This is a genomic window from Streptomyces sp. CRN 30, from assembly GCF_034105845.1.
On the sequence record NZ_JAVRHI010000472.1, the window covers coordinates 1 to 14,630 of the forward strand.

Below are 14,630 nucleotides of genomic sequence, written 5' to 3' on the forward strand. Positions count from 1 at the left end.
GAGGCACCGAGGTGGTGGCGGCCGACGGCCGGGCGTCGCGGCGGCCCGTCGGGCGGGCGTGCACGGCTCGGTGGGCGGGGCGCCGAAGCCGCGCGACGGGCACGCCCGGCACGGCGGGCCCGACGCCCGCAGCCACGTCACGGAACGGGCGCGCCCGGCGAGACACCGAAGTGGCAGCGGCTGCCGGACGCCGGGGTGGCCCCGGGGGAACTCACCGGGGCCGGCGGCCTGACGCTGCCCGGCCCGGAAGAACTTCCGGGACCGGCAGCCGGACGCCGCCCGGTCCGGGGGGCTTTCCGCCGGGCGAGGACCGCTCCGGGCGTGCTGTCGCCCCCGGCCGAACCACCCACCGGACCGTGCCCGTGACCGTGGTCAGTCCTCGCCGCCCTCGTCCTCCTCCTCGTCGCCCTCGAAGAAGTCGCCCACCTCGTCGATGACTTCCGCCGCGACCATGCCGCCGACGACGCCCACGGCCAGGCCCGCCGCTCCGGCGGCGACTGCGGTGCCGATGCCGGGGCCGGAACGGTGGCCGTCGTGGTGGCTGTCGTGGTGGCCGTCGTACTTCTCGCCGTAGTGGCCCTCATGGCCGTGGTGGCCGTACGACGCGTGCGAGCCGTAGGAGGCCCGGTGGTCGAGGAGGGTCCGGATCCAGCCGTCGGCCTCGGTGTTCCAGTCGCGGACGTCGTGGTGGCCGACGGTGAAGCGGGTCAGCGCGTCGTGGCCCTCGGCGAAGAACCCGCCGCGTTTGTCGGCCTCCAGGACGATCTCCAGGCCGCCGGGGTGGGCGAGGAAGGTCAGTTCGACCTCGTTGACCTGGTGCGCGTACTGCGGCGCCGGGACGAGTTCGATCTCCTGGTAGAAGGGCAGTTGCTGCCCGGTGCCGCCGATCCGGCCGTACTCCAGGTCCGCCGAGCGGAAGCCGAAGCCGAGTTGGCCGAACGCCTCCAGGATCGCCTCCTGGACGGGCAGCGGACCCACGGTGAGCTGGTCCAGGTCGCCCTTGTCCTTGGCGCCGGCCACGGCGAGTTCGGTGCGCACGCCGAGCACGATGCCCAGGCCCTGCCCGTACAGCTCGGTGACGGGTGTCTCCCAGGGCAGCGTCACCGTGAACGGCACGCTCCGCTCCTCGCCCTCGGCGAGCCGGAACCCGCCGCCGACGAGGAACCGGTCGAAGGCCAGGACGCCCTCGCTCTCGCCCTCGGCGTGCTCGGCCTCGACCCGCGCCACCAGCTCCAGGGCGATGTGCTCGATGTCGAAGTCCGAGCTGCCGCCCTTGAGGTGGACCCGGCCGGTGAGCGCCGCGCCGGGGCGGGCCGCACCCGGGTCGAGGACCGTGTCGACCGTGGGTCCGCCCACGCCGAGCGAGCCGAGCAGTCGTTTGAACACCATCGTGGCGTCCACTCCTTCGTCTGACAAGTACTGCGCGTTCTACGTGCATGTAGAAGAGTAGAGGCTGAATGCCCCTGAACGGCACCCGAGTTGGGCCGACCGGGTGGTGACTCCCGTATCGGGCGCTTTGCCCTTTCTTTGCCCGGCGGGAACCGCGCGACCGTGGGGCGCGTTTGAAGGGATGGGCACGCAGTGGCGTGGCCGGGAACCCTCGAAGAGCAGCAGAAGGTGGCCGCAGTGGCGATGTGGGACAAGATCAAGGACCAGGCCAAGAATCTCCAGCAGTCCCAGAGCGGCCGGAGCACGGGCGGCGGCGGGCACGCCCCGGGGTCACACTCCGGCCACTCCGGCGGCTCGGGCGGTTCCGGCGGTTCGAAGGCCCAGCTCATCGGCATGTTCAAGTCCCAGCTCGCGTCGGTGAAGACGGAGCTGAAGAGCGGCGCCTACCGGGACGCGAGCATGGCGATGTGCGCGCTGGTGGCGGCGGCCGACGGCCGGGTGGAGCCGGCGGAGCGGCGGCGCGTGGAGGAGCTGATCGTCACCAACGAGGTGCTGCAGAACTTCCCCGCGGACCAGCTCCGCCAGCGGTTCAACCAGTACGTGGACCGGCTGCTCACGGACTTCCAGGCGGGCCGGACGGAGGCGCTCCAGGTGATCGCCAAGGCCGCCAAGAAGCCCGCCGAGGCGCGTGCCGTCATCCAGACCGGCATCATCATCGCCGGCGCGGACGGGGTCTTCGAGCCCGCCGAGCAGAACGCGGTCCGCGAGGCGTGCGCCGCGCTCGGCCTGCCGCCGACCGAGTTCGCCGTCTGACCCACCGCCGTTCGCCGGGCGCGCCGTGAACACGGCCGCCCGGCACCGCAGTCGACCGCCCCTTCCGCCCTCCATGCACACATTTCCTTCACCTTGCGGTCACACCACGATCACCCTTCGGTATGCTCCTGTGCGTTCCATTCGCACCACTGAGGGGGGATTCCTCATGCACATACGCGCTGCCCTGGCGGCCACCGCCGCCGTCGCCTCCGCCGCCGGTCTCGGCCTCGTCGCCGCCGTGCCGGCCCAGGCCGCCGAGTACACCTCGGCGCTGAAGGTCAAGGGCATCCAGTACGACGCTCCCGGCCGCGACTCCAACAAGTGCTCCGGCGGCAACACCAAGGACGAGTACCTCGTCGTCAAGAACTACTCGCGCACGAAGACCGTGAACCTGAAGGGGTACCTGGTCAAGGACGCCGCGGGGAACAAGTTCACGTTCAAGGCGAGCCACAGGCTCGAACCCGGCGACTACGTGAAGCTGCGCGGCGGGCGCGGCACGGACTCCGACGCCAAGAACGTCGTCTACCGGCAGAACTGCAACTTCATGTGGAACAACGACAAGGACACCGTCTACCTGGTGAAGCCGTCCGGCAGCCGGGCCGACGTGCACAAGTACACCGCGAAGGCCAACGACAAGGACGGCAACGGGTACATCTCGTACCACGGCTGATCCGGCGGTCGGCGGCCCGGGGGGCCGGAGCCCAGGGCTGGAACCTCAAGGGACTCTGGTGCCTTTCTTAAGGCTTCTTGAAGACGGCCTCGCGGGGGCGGGTTCCGCGCCGGGCCCGTCCTAGGCTCTCGGCTACCCCCACACAGACCCGGTGGGCGCGGTCGCGTCCACCGGGACCTGTCCGCCGACCTATCAGCCGAGGTGCACCGCGCATGGGTTCCCGCCGAGCCGCCCGACCGTCCCGCTCCCACGCCCGCCCTTCCGACGGGCGGCGCACCCGCGGCACCGTCCTGGCGCTCGGCGCCGTCACCGTCACCGCCGGGGTGGGGATCACGCTGGTGACCGTGGGCGGCGAGGACGGCGGACGGTCGGACCGCGTCACCACCAGCGCCGCCGGGGAGACCTCCGGCGGCGGGGACACGGCGTCCCCCTCGCCCTCGTCCGCGTCCCCGTCGACCGGTGCGAGCGCGTCGGTGAGCGCCTCGCCGAGCAGGAGCGCCTCACCGAAGGCGAAGGCGAAGGCCGAGGAGAAGAAGGAGCCGACGCCCACGAAGACCGCCGCGGCCGTCGCGGAGACGTCCTCCGCACCCGTACGGACCGAGAGCGCGGGCGACCAGTCGTCCGACGGCGACGACTCGGGATCAGGATCGGGCTCGGGATCGGGCTCGGGATCGGGAAGTTCGTCCGGTTCGGGCAGCCAGGAGGGGCGGGTGCTCGCGCTGGTCAACGAGGAGCGGTCCGCGGCCGGCTGCTCGCCGCTCACCGAGAACGCGAAGCTGACCCGCGCGGCGGACGACTACAGCGACGTGATGGCCGCCAGCGGCGTGATGTCCCACACCGGACCGGACGGCTCCACCATGGCGTCCCGCGTCGAGGCCGCCGGTTACGAGTGGTCGGCGCTCGGCGAGAACATAGCGCGGGGACAGGCCGATGCCGCCGCCGTGATGGACGCGTGGATGAACAGCGAGGGCCATCGCGCGAACATACTGAACTGCTCGTTCAAGGAGATAGGCATCGGCCTGCACGAGGGCGACGGCGGCCCGTGGTGGACCCAGGACTTCGGCACCGGCCGCTGAACCTCCGCCGGCCAACGCTCGAACCTTCCGCCGGCCGAGCGGTTCCGTCAGCCCTCCAGCGTGAGGGACACCCGTACCCGCGCTCCGCCCAGCGGTGCCCGGTCGATCGTCAGGTCGCCGTCCGCGGCCCGTGCCGTGCGGGCCACGATGTCCAGGCCGAGGCCGGTCGAGCCGCCCACGCTGACGCCCCGGGTGAGCGCCGCCACGGGATCGGAGACCCCCGGCCCCGCGTCGTCCACGGTGAGCAGCACGTGCCGCCGCTCCCGCTCCACGCGGACGGCGAAGGCGGTGCCCTCGGGGGTGTGCCGGAAGACGTTGCCGATCAGCGCGTCGACGACCGCCGCGAGATCGTCCTCGGCGAACCGCACGGGCGTCGGACGCGGGGTGAGGTACCGCTCGTAGGGGCGTTCCTGCTGCGCCGCGAGGACCGACCAGAACTCCAGCCGCGCCGCGACCACCTCGCTCACGTCGCACGGCTTGGCGGGCGCGGCGGTGCCGGGCCGGGCCGCGGCCAGGGGGGTGCGGGCCGCGGTGATGATCGAGTCGAGTTCGCTCTCCAGCTGTACGGCGGCCTCGGTGACCCGGCGGGCGCTCTCGGTGGCCCCCATCCGGTCCGCCTCCAGGTAGAGCGCGGTCAGCGGGGTGCGCAGCCGGTGCGAGAGGTCGGCGACGAGTTCGCGTTCGACGGCGAGCAGGTCCACGACCCGGTCGGCCATGGTGTTGAACGCCGCGCCGGCCTCCTGGAGCTCGGGCGGCCCGTCCGGTTCCACCCGTACGTCGAGATCGCCGGAGCCCAGGGCGAGCGAGGCCCGTTTCAGTCCCCGCGAGGAGCGCACGACATGCGCCCCGAGCCGGTCCGCGACCAGCACCGAACCGCCGACCAGGCCGAGCGCCAGGAGGGCCATCACGCCCCAGGACGCGGCGACGCCCCGGGTCAGGTCCGCGGCGGGCACGTACGCCTCGACCACCGCGACCCGGTCGCCGGGGAGGACGACGGGCTGGAGGTGGACCCAGCCGTCGGCGGTGTCCACGGAGAGCGTCTCGCGCCGCCGCACGGCCCGGTCCAGGGCGTCCCGGGGGGCGTGCGGGGCACCGACCAGCTCGCCGCCGGGCAGCCGTACGGCGAGCCGGTCGGCGGAGCCGATCTCCGCGACGGCCTGCTGGACGTCGGCCCGCCGGGTGGTGAGGGCCAGCACCGGGGAGAGGGCCGCGGCGCGCTGCTCGGCGGCGGTGGTGGCCCGGTCGCGGGCCTGCTCCCGCACCAGCAGGGCGAGCGGGACGAGGAAGGACAGCGCCACCATCGAGGTGACCGCCAGGGCGATACCGGCGAGGGCCCGTCTCATGGCGCGCTGACCAGTTTGATCCCGATGCCGCGGACGGTGTGCAGGAGGCGGGGCTTGCGGGCCTTCTCCCCCATCTTGCGGCGCAGCGCCGAGAGGTGGACGTCGACGGTCTGGTCCTCCAGGTACGGCTGCTGCCACACCTCGGAAAGGATCCGCTGCCGCGACACGACCTGGTCGGCATGGGCGGCGAGATAGGCCAGCAGGTCGAACTCCCGCTTGGTCAGGGCGAGTTCCCGTCCGGCGAGGTGCGCGGTGCGGGCCGTCGGGTCGATGCTGAGGTCGGCGACGCGCACCGGGCGCCGCCGGTCGGCCGGGTCGTCCGCGGGCGCGGAGCGGCGCAGCACCGCGCCGAGTCGGGCGGCGAGCTGCCCGCCCGAGAACGGCTTGACGAGGTAGTCGTCGGCCCCGGCGTTGAGCAGCCGGATGATCTCCGTCTCCTCGTCGCGGGCGGTGGCGACGAGCACGGGGACGCGGGAGATGCCGCGGATCATGCGCAGCACGTCCAGCCCGTCGAGGTCGGGCAGGCCGAGGTCGAGGACGACGATGTCCGGCGGGCTCCGGGTGATCTCGCGCAGCCCCTCGAAGCCCTGGTGCGCGGTGCGGACGGCATGACCGTGCCCGGTCAGGACCTCGATCAGCGCGGCCCGGATCACGGGGTCGTCCTCGACGACAAGTACGGAGGCCATGGGCAGGCACGTTAGCCGGTCGGTCACTATGGTGTCGTGTCCCGTCTCCTGCGCTACCTGCTGATCTGGCTCGTCTGTACGGCGGCCAGTGTGACGGCCGTCATCCTCACGATCCACTTCGTGCTGGGCTCGACCCGGCCGACGGCACCGGTCGCGCAGTCGGCGCCGGGGCCGCCCTCCGCCTCGCCGAGCCCCTCGCCCAGCCGCTCCGCGCGGTCCTCCCCCAGCGCCTCGCCGAGCCGGGAGGAGGCCGGGCCGAGCCCGTCCCGGACCGCCTCCGCGCCGGTGCCCGCGCGGCCGACGACCGCCTCGCCGACGCCGACCGCCCGCGCCACGGCCCGGCAGCCGGAGCCCGCCGAGCGGGAGACGACGACGGGGTGCGACGAGGGCGGCTCCGGGGTGTACACGGTGCCGTCCGAGGGCGGGAAGGTCACGGTGCGGTTCGGCGGCCAGGGGGTGTGCCTGATCTCGGCGGTGCCGGACCAGGGGTTCACGGTGAGTACGCGGCAGGACGCGCCGCAGACGTTGACGGTGACGTTCTCGGCGGACCGCCACCGCTCGGAGATCACGGCGACGACGCAGCCACGCGACCAGGCACGGGTGAGCGAGGTCTCCTTCTAGCGAGGTCTCCTTCTAGCGAAGTCTCCTTCTGGAGGGTGGGGTGCCGCAGGCCGCTTCCAGAAGGTGCGGGCGACGCGGCTGGTGGTCGGGCACCTCACGGCGTGACGGGGCGCCCCCGCACGCGGTGCGGGGGCGCCCCTGGAACCCGTCGGATCAGACGAGGTCGAACCGGTCGAGGTTCATGACCTTGACCCACGCGGCGACGAAGTCACGGACGAACTTCTCCTTGGCGTCGTCGCTCGCGTAGACCTCGGCGAGCGCCCGGAGTTCGGAGTTGGAGCCGAAGACCAGGTCGGCGCGGCTGCCCGACCACTTCACCTCGCCGGTGGCGGCGTCCCGGCCCTCGAAGAGGGCGGCGTCCTGCGAGGTGGCCTTCCACGTCGTGCCCAGGTCGAGCAGGTTGACGAAGAAGTCGTTGGTGAGGGCGCCGGGGGTGTCGGTGAGGACACCGAGGCGGGACTCCTGGTGGGTGGCGCCCAGCACGCGCAGGCCGCCGACGAGGACCGTCAGCTCCGGGGCGCTGAGGGTCAGCAGGTTGGCGCGGTCCAGCAGCAGGTACTCGGCGGGGAGCCGGTTGCCCTTGCCGAGGTAGTTGCGGAACCCGTCGGCGGTCGGCTCCAGCGCGGCGAACGACTCGACGTCCGTGTGTTCGAGACCGGCGTCCACCCGGCCCGGGGTGAACGGCACCTCGATCTCGAAGCCGGCCTCCTTGGCGGCCCGCTCCACGGCCACCGACCCGGCGAGGACGATCAGGTCGGCCAGGGACACCTGGCGGGTGGCGCCCTCGTTGAAGTCGCGCTGGATGCCCTCCAGGGCGCTGAGGACGGTGGCGAGGCGGTCGGGGTCGTTGACCTCCCAGGTGCGCTGCGGCTCCAGGCGGATGCGGGCGCCGTTCGCGCCGCCCCGCTTGTCGCTGCCGCGGTAGGTGGAGGCCGACGCCCAGGCGGTGGAGACCAGCTGGGCGGCGGTCAGCCCCGAGTCGAGGATCTTCGCCTTGAGGGCGTCGATGTCACCGGCGCCGAGCGGCTCGCCCGCGCGCTCCGGCAGCGGGTCCTGCCACAGCAGCGTCTCCTCGGGCACCTCCGGGCCGAGGAGGAGCGACTTCGGGCCCATGTCGCGGTGGGTCAGCTTGTACCAGGCACGGGCGAAGGCGTCGGCGAACTCCTCCGGGTTCTCGTGGAAGCGGCGCGAGATCGGCTCGTAGATCGGGTCGAGGCGCAGCGACAGGTCGGTGGTGAGCATGTTCGGCGCGATGCGCCTGGAGGCGTCGTGGGCGTGCGGGACGGTGCCCTCGCCGGCGCCGTCCTTCGGCTTCCACTGGTGGGCGCCGGCGGGGCTCTGGGTCAGCTCCCACTCGTAGCCGAAGAGGTTGTCGAAGAAGCCGTTGCTCCACCGGGTGGGCGTGGTGGTCCAGGTGACCTCCAGGCCGGAGGTGATGGTGTCGGCGCCCTTGCCGGTGCCGTAGGTGTTGCGCCAGCCGAGGCCCTGCTCCTCCAGGGAGGCGGCCTCGGGGTCGGCGCCGACGCTGTCCGCGGGACCGGCGCCGTGGGTCTTGCCGAAGGTGTGGCCGCCGGCGATGAGGGCCACGGTCTCCTCGTCGTTCATCGCCATCCGGGCGAAGGTCTCCCGGATGTCGCGGGCCGCGGCGAGCGGGTCCGGGGTGCCGTTGGGGCCCTCGGGGTTGACGTAGATGAGGCCCATCTGGACGGCGCCGAGCGGGTTCTCCAGCTCGCGGTCACCGGTGTAGCGGTCGTCGCCGAGCCAGGTGGTCTCGGGGCCCCAGTACACGTCCTCCTCGGGCTCCCACACGTCCTCGCGGCCGCCGGCGAAGCCGAAGGTCTTCAGGCCCATCGACTCCAGGGCGACGTTGCCGGAGAGGATCAGCAGGTCGGCCCAGGACAGGCTCTGGCCGTACTTCTTCTTCACCGGCCACAGCAGGCGGCGGGCCTTGTCGAGGTTGGCGTTGTCCGGCCAGCTGTTGAGCGGGGCGAAGCGCTGCTGGCCGGCGCCGGCGCCGCCGCGGCCGTCGCTGATCCGGTAGGTGCCCGCGCTGTGCCAGGCCATGCGGACGATGAACGGGCCGTAGTGCCCGAAGTCCGCGGGCCACCAGTCCTGCGAGGTGGTCAGCGTCTCGGCGATGTCCCGTTTGACGGCCGCCAGGTCGAGGCCCTGGAACGCCTCGGCGTAGTCGAAGTCCGCGTCGAGCGGGTTGGACACCGGGGGGTTCTTGGCGAGGATGCGTACGTTGAGCCGCTCGGGCCACCACTGGCGGTTTCCGCCGCCCTGCGTCGGGTGGGCGGCGCGCCCGTGCGCGACCGGGCAGCCGCCCTCGCCCTCGGCCTTCGGGTCGGTGACGATCGCGTCGTGGTTCTCGGTCATGGGAGTCCTTCCGGGCATGGTTCTCTTGGCTCAGCGAGGCGTGCTCAGGTGTTCACGAGTCGGGGGTACAGGCGGGGCACAGGCCCCAGTAGGTGACCTCGGCCTCGTCGACCGTGAAGCCGTGGGTGTCGGAGGCCGACAGACAGGGGGCGTGACCGACCGCGCAGTCCACGTCGGCGACCGCGCCGCAGGAACGGCACACCACGTGGTGGTGGTTGTCGCCGACACGGCCCTCGAAGCGGGCCGGGCTGCCGGCCGGTTCTATCCGGCGTATCAGTCCGGCGGCCGTGAGGGCGTGCAGCGCGTCGTAGACGGCCTGCACGGAGATGTGGCCGACGCGGTCGCGCACTCCGGCGGCGAGCGCCTCGACCCCGAGATGGTCACCGCGGCGGACCGTCTCCAGCAGCGCGACGCGTGCGGCCGTCACCCGCAGGCCGGCGCCGCGCAGTTCCTCGGCGGCGGCCGGAGGCCGGGATGCGGTCATGGCGACGAACCTACGCCTCAGACCTGAACAGTTAAAGAGAACGAACGGTTCAAGTTCGGTGACCTTCAGGGGGGTTGCCGTGGGCCTCGGAGCCAACAGAACTGATGCGCTACATTTTGCTTCTCTTTGAACCCACCCGTCTCACCTCTCTCTCACGTCACGGAGCCGGCACTCTCATGAGCGACATCGTCAACGGACTGGGGCGGGCCTCCGCCTACGGCGCCCTCGGTCTGGTCCTGCTGGTCCTCGGCATCGTCCTGGTCGACGTGCTGACGCCCGGGAAGCTCGGCCGGCAGATATGGGAGCAGCGCAACCGCAATGCCGCCACGGTGCTCAGCTCGGCTCTGCTGGGCATCGGCGCGATCGTGTTCACGTCGATCTGGACGACGTACGACGACTTCGGCAAGGGCCTGGTGTCCACGGCGGTGTTCGGGCTGCTGGGCCTGGTGATGATGGCCGTGGCGTTCTGGGTGGTGGACCTGATCACGCCGGGCCGGCTGGGCGCGACGCTGGTCGAGCCGGAGCCGCACCCGGCCGTGTGGGTCACGGCCTCCTGCAACCTGGCGGTGGCGGCCGTCATCTCGGCGTCCATCGCCTGAACCCCCGTGACGCCCGGGGCCGCTCCCGGGCCGCCCCCGGGCGTCACGGCACGGCGGGTCCGGTGACGTACCGCCCCTCGGTGTCGTAGGGCCAGACGTTGGTCCGGCAGCCGTGCAGGCCCTTGATCTGCTGCAGCATGACCGGCGCGGGTTCGCCCGCGCCGGGGCAGGTCACATGGCCGTGGCCGAGGAAGTGGCCGACCTCGTGGTTGATGATGAGGGCCCGGTAGGAGGGCACGTCGTCCGCGTAGTACCGGGTGGCGAGTTCCCAGCGCTTGAGGTTGACCATGACGTCCTGGCCGACGTTGCAGTTGACCTCGCCGCCGGTGTCCAGGCCGTACTGGCCGCAGATGTCGTCGACCGTGCCGGCGGTGGCGAGCCGGACGCGGAAGTCGGAGGTGTCGCCGGACACCCGGCGGAAGCCGACCTTCCCGTCGGCGGTCCAGCCGCGCTCGTCGGCGAGTATCTCCTCCACCTCGGCGGCGACCTCGTCCACCGACCGTCCGATGCCGTCCTCGACCTGGACACGGTAGGTGAGGGTCCGCCCGGTCCCGCCGACGCGCTGTCCGCCGCCGCCCGCGGTGGTGAACGTCCCCGGGCCCGTGGCCGGAATCGACACCTTCTCCTTCTCCTTCTCCTTCTCCTTCTCCTTCTCCTTCTGTTTCTGTTTCTGTTTCTGCTTCTCCTCGTCGGTGGTCTCGGCGGACCGGCTCGTGGACGGGGCCGGGCCGGCGGCGGAGCCGTCGTCCGGCTCCCGCAGGACGAAGGCGCCGACGGCCGACAGCACCACGCCCACGGCGAGTCCCGCCAGGAACCGTCCGGGTCTCCCCCGCCGTCCGCGGGCGCGGCGGACACGGCGGGGGTGGCGCGCGGCGGGCTCGGCGGCGGGCGGCAGGGTCGTCGTACGGTGCGCGTTCATGATCGTTCAGGATGTGAGGCCCGTGTGATGGGGCGGGGACCGCTGTGGGATCTCTTCGTAACAGCCGCCACCCGCCACGGTGGCGCGCACCGGCCGCCCCGCATACTGAGCCGCATGCCACGTGTCCTGATCATCGAAGACGACCGCGCCGTACGGGAGGGCCTGCGGCTCGCCCTGCGTCGCCAGGGACACGAGGTCGCCGCCGCGCCGACGGGCGAGGACGGTCTGGCGCAGGTACGGGCGTTCCGGCCGGACGCCGTGGTGCTGGACCTGATGCTGCCCGGCATGTCCGGACTGGAGGTGTGCCGCCGCATCCGCGACCGCGAGCAGATACCGATCATCATGGCCACGGCGCGCGGCGACGACACGGACGTGGTGGTGGGGCTGGAGGCCGGTGCCGACGACTACGTGGTCAAGCCCGTACGGGCTCGGGTGCTGGACGCCCGTATCCGGGCCGTGCTGCGGCGCGCGAGCGGACCGCCGGCCGAGTTCGGGACACCGGCCGTCGAGCACCACGGGGAGCTGGTCGTGGACCGTGCCGGACTGACCGTCACCCACCGCGGCGAGCCGGTCGCCCTCGGCCCCTCCGAACTGCGGCTGCTGCTCACGCTGTCCGCCTCCCCCGGACAGGTGTTCAGCCGGCAGCAGCTCCTGGAGGCCGTGTGGGAGCACAGTTACCACGGGGACGCGCGGCTCGTGGACGCCTGCGTGAAGCGGCTGCGGGGGAAGATCGGCGAGTCCTCGGACCGTCCCCGGTACGTCCACACCGTGCGCGGCTTCGGCTACCGCTTCGCGTCCCGGTGAGAAGTTCGGTGAGCAGCTCGGTGAAAAGTTCGGTGAGAAGTTCGCTCCGGCTGCCGCGGCCGCTGACCGGGCTGCGGGTGCGGCTGGTGGTGGCGTTCGCCGCCGTGGCCGCGGCGGCGACGGTGACGACGGGCGCGCTGACGTTCCGCGAGGCCCGCACCGGCGTCCTCCAGCAGAGCCAGGACACGGTGATCGAGGCCTTCCGGGACCGTGTGGACGCCCTCGCGCCCAACTACCCCTACCCGCCGTCGCGTGCGGACCTGGCGTCGCTCGCCGCGGACGTCGCGCGCGGCGGGCGCTCGGCCGGCTGGCGGGTGCTGGCTGTCTACCGGGAGCTGAGCGCGACCTCCTCGGAGGGCGACGCGTTCGGTGAGCTGTCCCCGGCGCTGCGGGAGGCGGTGCGCTCGCACCCGGCCACGGTGTTCCAGCGGGTGTCGGAGCACGGCCGTTCCTCGCTGGTCGTCGGCACGCCCGTCGTCCACGCCGGTCCGGACGCGGACGGGTGGAAGGTCTCCGACCTGGAGCTGTACCTGACGGTGCCGCAGCAGGAGGAGCAGGGGTACGTCGACGCCCTGGTCGCCGCGGTCGAGCGGGCGACGGTGCCCGCCCTCGCGCTGGCCGTGCTCCTCGCGCTGCTGGCGGCGCGCGGGGTGCTGCGGCCGGTCCGGGAGCTGCGCCGGGCCACCCGGGACATCGCGCGGGGCCGGCTGGACACCCGGCTCGCCGTGCGCGGCTCGGACGAACTGGCCGAGCTGTCGCACAGTTTCAACGAGACCGCCGCCGCGCTGGAGGAGTCGGTGGCCGAGCTGCGGCGCATGGAGGCCGGTGCGCGCCGGTTCGCCGCCGACGTCTCGCACGAGCTGCGCACCCCGCTGGCCGCGATGTCGGCGGTGACGGACGTACTGGACGAGGACGCGGCGGGCCTGGACGACGACACCGCGACGGCCGTACGGCTGATCAGCGAGGAGACGACGAAACTGGCGTCGCTGGTGAACGACCTGATGGAGATCTCCCGGTTCGACGCGGGCGCGGCCGGCCTGCACCTGGACGACATCGACCTCGCCGAGTCCGTGCGGCGGACGCTGGCCGCCCGGGGCTGGCAGGACACGGTGGAGACGGAACTGCCCGTCCCCGGCGCAGTGCGCGGCCGGGTCGATCCGCGCCGCCTCGACGTGGTGGTCGCCAACCTGGTCGCCAACGCCCTCCGGCACGGCGGACCGCCCGTCAGGGTCCGGCTGACGGCGACGGAAGCGCCACCGGGGGCGCCCGGGGCGGCGGAGTCGGCGGGCCGGTCGGCCGTCATCGAGGTCAGGGACGCCGGGCCGGGCATCGACGAGGCGGTGCTGCCGCACGTTTTCGACCGCTTCTACAAGTCGGACACCGCCCGCTCCCGCAGCGAGGGCAGCGGACTGGGGCTGGCGATCACCACGGAGAACGTCCGGCTGCACGGCGGCACCGTCCGGGCGGCCAACCACCCGGACGGCGGTGCCGTCTTCACGGTCGTCCTCCCCTTGCGGCGGCCGGGGGCCGACGCCCCGGCGGCGGGGAGGAAGTCATGAGTCCGATGCCGCGACGGCCGGTGCGCGCCCGGTCCGCGCTGCTCTGGCCGCTGCTGGTGCTGGGGTGGTCCGCCGCCGCCTGTGACATCCCGGCGACCGGTGTGGTCGAGGCGGGGGGACCGGCGAGCGGGGTGCGGCCCGCCGTCCCCACGACCGCACCGGAGTCGACGGACGCGCCGATTCCGCGTCCGCCCGTGGTGGCCCCGGTCCCGCTGTACTTCGTCGAGGACGGGACCCTGGTGGCCGTCACGCGCGCGGAGGCCGGTCCGGCCGACCCCGCGACCGCCGTGGCCTTGCTGTTCGAGGGACCCGACAGGACCGAACGGCGGCGGGGCCTGGACACCGAGCTGCCGCGCGGGGGTGCCGCGCCGGCCGTGCGGACGGAGGGGGCGACGGTGGCGATCGGCCTGTCGGCCGCCGCGGAGCCGCTGAGCGTGACGGCCGTCGACCAGCTGGCCTGCACGGCCGCCGCCGCGCGGCTCGCGCAGGACCCGGAGCTGGGGACGACGCTGGTGACGGTGGAACAGCCGGACGGCCGGCTGGCGGGCCGCTCCAGCGACGACTGCCCGGACGTCCCGGGGCGGGCGGCCACCGCGGCCTCGCGCCCGTCGTCCGCCGCCTCCGGCGCGTCGCCCCGCTGACCCGGCGGCGCGAGGGCGCGACAGCGCGAGGGCGCGACAGCGCGAGGGCGCGACAGCGCGGCGGCGTGGCGGAGGACGGCGCGAGGGCGCCCCCGGTGTCTGGCACGCTGTCAGCAGGACCGCCACGGTCGCCACGGGGAAGGACCGGCATGATCATTTTCGGCACCAAGGGCTACCTCTACCAGCTCGCGATACTGACGCTGGTGTGCGGCGCGTGCGGCAACCCCGCCGCGCACGCGCTGCGCAAGCGCGTCACCAAGTTCACCCTCTTCTTCGTCCCGCTCTTCCCCGTCTCGACGAAGTACGCGACGCAGTGCACGTTCTGCGGCGCGGAGCGGAAGCTGGACCGGGCGGAGGCGGAACGGCTCCAGGCCCGGGAAGCCGGGCACGCGGAATCTCCGTATCGTACGTAAAGATCACGGAACGCCCCGTACGTCCTTGGAGACCGTATGCCGCTGTCCTGCTCCCGCCGGGGCTTCGTCCGGGCGACGGGCGGTGCCGCCGCCGCGCTGGGGTTCGCCGGGACGGCGGCGGCGGTGGGCGCGGGCGGCGGACCCGCCGGGTCCGAGGGCGAGTTCGCGCGGCTGCGGGAGACCTGGCGCGGGCTGATCCTCGGGTCCGGTTTCCGGCCCACCGCGGAGCCGTTC

At 73.2% G+C, this 14,630-nt stretch carries 16 protein-coding genes; 9 read left to right on the forward strand and 7 right to left on the reverse strand.

Annotated features, from left to right (window positions below):
- Positions 1 to 372 precede the first annotated feature (372 nt).
- Positions 373 to 1,389: a sporulation protein gene (locus UW392_RS53335; protein ID WP_320782695.1), complete on the reverse strand. Its 1,017-nt coding sequence runs from the start codon at positions 1,387 to 1,389 to the stop codon at positions 373 to 375.
- 237 nt (positions 1,390 to 1,626) lie between these two features.
- Between UW392_RS53335 and UW392_RS53340 the strand changes: the two genes are divergently transcribed.
- From UW392_RS53340 to UW392_RS53350, 3 genes are all read left to right on the forward strand, one after another.
- Positions 1,627 to 2,202, forward strand: coding sequence for a TerB family tellurite resistance protein (locus UW392_RS53340; protein WP_320782709.1), 576 nt, complete (start codon positions 1,627 to 1,629; stop codon positions 2,200 to 2,202).
- 166 nt (positions 2,203 to 2,368) lie between these two features.
- Positions 2,369 to 2,872: a lamin tail domain-containing protein gene (locus tag UW392_RS53345; RefSeq protein WP_320782696.1), complete on the forward strand. Its 504-nt coding sequence runs from the start codon at positions 2,369 to 2,371 to the stop codon at positions 2,870 to 2,872.
- Between the two features lie 212 nt (positions 2,873 to 3,084).
- Positions 3,085 to 3,948, forward strand: coding sequence for a CAP domain-containing protein (locus UW392_RS53350; RefSeq protein ID WP_320782697.1), 864 nt, complete (start codon positions 3,085 to 3,087; stop codon positions 3,946 to 3,948).
- Between the two features lie 47 nt (positions 3,949 to 3,995).
- On the opposite strand, the gene UW392_RS53355 is transcribed toward UW392_RS53350, so the two are convergent.
- From UW392_RS53355 to UW392_RS53375, 5 genes are all read right to left on the reverse strand, one after another.
- Entirely contained in the window at positions 3,996 to 5,291 is a 1,296-nt protein-coding gene (locus tag UW392_RS53355) for a HAMP domain-containing sensor histidine kinase (protein WP_320782698.1), read from the reverse strand.
- Entirely contained in the window at positions 5,288 to 5,977 is a 690-nt protein-coding gene (locus UW392_RS53360; protein ID WP_320782699.1) for a response regulator transcription factor, read from the reverse strand. Before UW392_RS53360 ends, UW392_RS53355 begins: the two co-directional genes overlap by 4 nt.
- Positions 5,978 to 6,030: 53 nt before the next feature.
- Positions 6,031 to 6,546 carry a hypothetical protein gene (locus UW392_RS53365; protein WP_320782700.1) on the reverse strand — a complete coding sequence of 172 codons (516 nt, stop codon included), beginning with the start codon at positions 6,544 to 6,546 and terminating at the stop codon, positions 6,031 to 6,033.
- A gap of 205 nt (positions 6,547 to 6,751) precedes the next feature.
- The gene (gene katG, locus UW392_RS53370) at positions 6,752 to 8,977 is read right to left on the reverse strand and encodes a catalase/peroxidase HPI (protein ID WP_320782701.1); all 2,226 of its coding nucleotides are present in this window, start codon (positions 8,975 to 8,977) and stop codon (positions 6,752 to 6,754) included.
- A gap of 52 nt (positions 8,978 to 9,029) precedes the next feature.
- Entirely contained in the window at positions 9,030 to 9,461 is a 432-nt protein-coding gene (locus tag UW392_RS53375; protein ID WP_320782702.1) for a Fur family transcriptional regulator, read from the reverse strand.
- A 176-nt stretch (positions 9,462 to 9,637) separates the two neighbouring features.
- Between UW392_RS53375 and UW392_RS53380 the strand changes: the two genes are divergently transcribed.
- Positions 9,638 to 10,060, forward strand: coding sequence for a DUF350 domain-containing protein (locus UW392_RS53380; RefSeq protein WP_320782703.1), 423 nt, complete (start codon positions 9,638 to 9,640; stop codon positions 10,058 to 10,060).
- 43 nt (positions 10,061 to 10,103) lie between these two features.
- On the opposite strand, the gene UW392_RS53385 is transcribed toward UW392_RS53380, so the two are convergent.
- The gene (locus UW392_RS53385; RefSeq protein WP_320782704.1) at positions 10,104 to 10,979 is read right to left on the reverse strand and encodes a DUF3152 domain-containing protein; all 876 of its coding nucleotides are present in this window, start codon (positions 10,977 to 10,979) and stop codon (positions 10,104 to 10,106) included.
- A 114-nt stretch (positions 10,980 to 11,093) separates the two neighbouring features.
- Here UW392_RS53385 and UW392_RS53390 point away from each other — a divergent pair, with 114 nt between their 5' ends.
- The 5 genes from UW392_RS53390 to UW392_RS53410 all read left to right on the forward strand — a co-directional run.
- Complete coding sequence (locus tag UW392_RS53390) at positions 11,094 to 11,783, forward strand: response regulator transcription factor (protein WP_320782705.1); 690 nt, start codon at positions 11,094 to 11,096, stop codon at positions 11,781 to 11,783.
- Positions 11,784 to 11,833: 50 nt separating this feature from the next.
- Complete coding sequence (locus UW392_RS53395; RefSeq protein WP_320782710.1) at positions 11,834 to 13,342, forward strand: HAMP domain-containing sensor histidine kinase; 1,509 nt, start codon at positions 11,834 to 11,836, stop codon at positions 13,340 to 13,342.
- On the forward strand, positions 13,339 to 13,983 hold the full coding sequence (locus tag UW392_RS53400) for a hypothetical protein (RefSeq protein ID WP_320782706.1): 645 nt from the start codon (positions 13,339 to 13,341) through the stop codon (positions 13,981 to 13,983). The genes UW392_RS53395 and UW392_RS53400 overlap by 4 nt, the downstream gene beginning before the upstream one ends.
- 149 nt (positions 13,984 to 14,132) lie before the next feature.
- Positions 14,133 to 14,396 (forward strand): zinc-ribbon domain-containing protein, encoded by a 264-nt coding sequence (locus UW392_RS53405; protein ID WP_320782707.1) that lies wholly within the window; start codon positions 14,133 to 14,135, stop codon positions 14,394 to 14,396.
- Positions 14,397 to 14,432: 36 nt separating this feature from the next.
- The coding region (locus UW392_RS53410) for a hypothetical protein (RefSeq protein ID WP_320782708.1) at positions 14,433 to 14,630 on the forward strand (198 nt) is incomplete at its 3' end.

Excerpts from the sequence above, each read along its gene's own strand:
- katG (WP_320782701.1), bottom strand. The coding sequence starts at position 8,977 with ATGACCGAGAACCACGACGCGATCGTCACCGACCCGAAGGCCGAGGGC.
- UW392_RS53380 (WP_320782703.1), top strand. The coding sequence starts at position 9,638 with ATGAGCGACATCGTCAACGGACTGGGGCGGGCCTCCGCCTACGGCGCC.
- UW392_RS53355 (WP_320782698.1), bottom strand. The coding sequence starts at position 5,291 with ATGAGACGGGCCCTCGCCGGTATCGCCCTGGCGGTCACCTCGATGGTG.
- UW392_RS53400 (WP_320782706.1), top strand. The coding sequence starts at position 13,339 with ATGAGTCCGATGCCGCGACGGCCGGTGCGCGCCCGGTCCGCGCTGCTC.
- UW392_RS53390 (WP_320782705.1), top strand. The coding sequence starts at position 11,094 with ATGCCACGTGTCCTGATCATCGAAGACGACCGCGCCGTACGGGAGGGC.
- UW392_RS53385 (WP_320782704.1), bottom strand. The coding sequence starts at position 10,979 with ATGAACGCGCACCGTACGACGACCCTGCCGCCCGCCGCCGAGCCCGCC.
- UW392_RS53345 (WP_320782696.1), top strand. The coding sequence starts at position 2,369 with ATGCACATACGCGCTGCCCTGGCGGCCACCGCCGCCGTCGCCTCCGCC.
- UW392_RS53350 (WP_320782697.1), top strand. The coding sequence starts at position 3,085 with ATGGGTTCCCGCCGAGCCGCCCGACCGTCCCGCTCCCACGCCCGCCCT.
- UW392_RS53405 (WP_320782707.1), top strand. The coding sequence starts at position 14,133 with ATGATCATTTTCGGCACCAAGGGCTACCTCTACCAGCTCGCGATACTG.
- UW392_RS53335 (WP_320782695.1), bottom strand. The coding sequence starts at position 1,389 with ATGGTGTTCAAACGACTGCTCGGCTCGCTCGGCGTGGGCGGACCCACG.
- UW392_RS53375 (WP_320782702.1), bottom strand. The coding sequence starts at position 9,461 with ATGACCGCATCCCGGCCTCCGGCCGCCGCCGAGGAACTGCGCGGCGCC.
- UW392_RS53360 (WP_320782699.1), bottom strand. The coding sequence starts at position 5,977 with ATGGCCTCCGTACTTGTCGTCGAGGACGACCCCGTGATCCGGGCCGCG.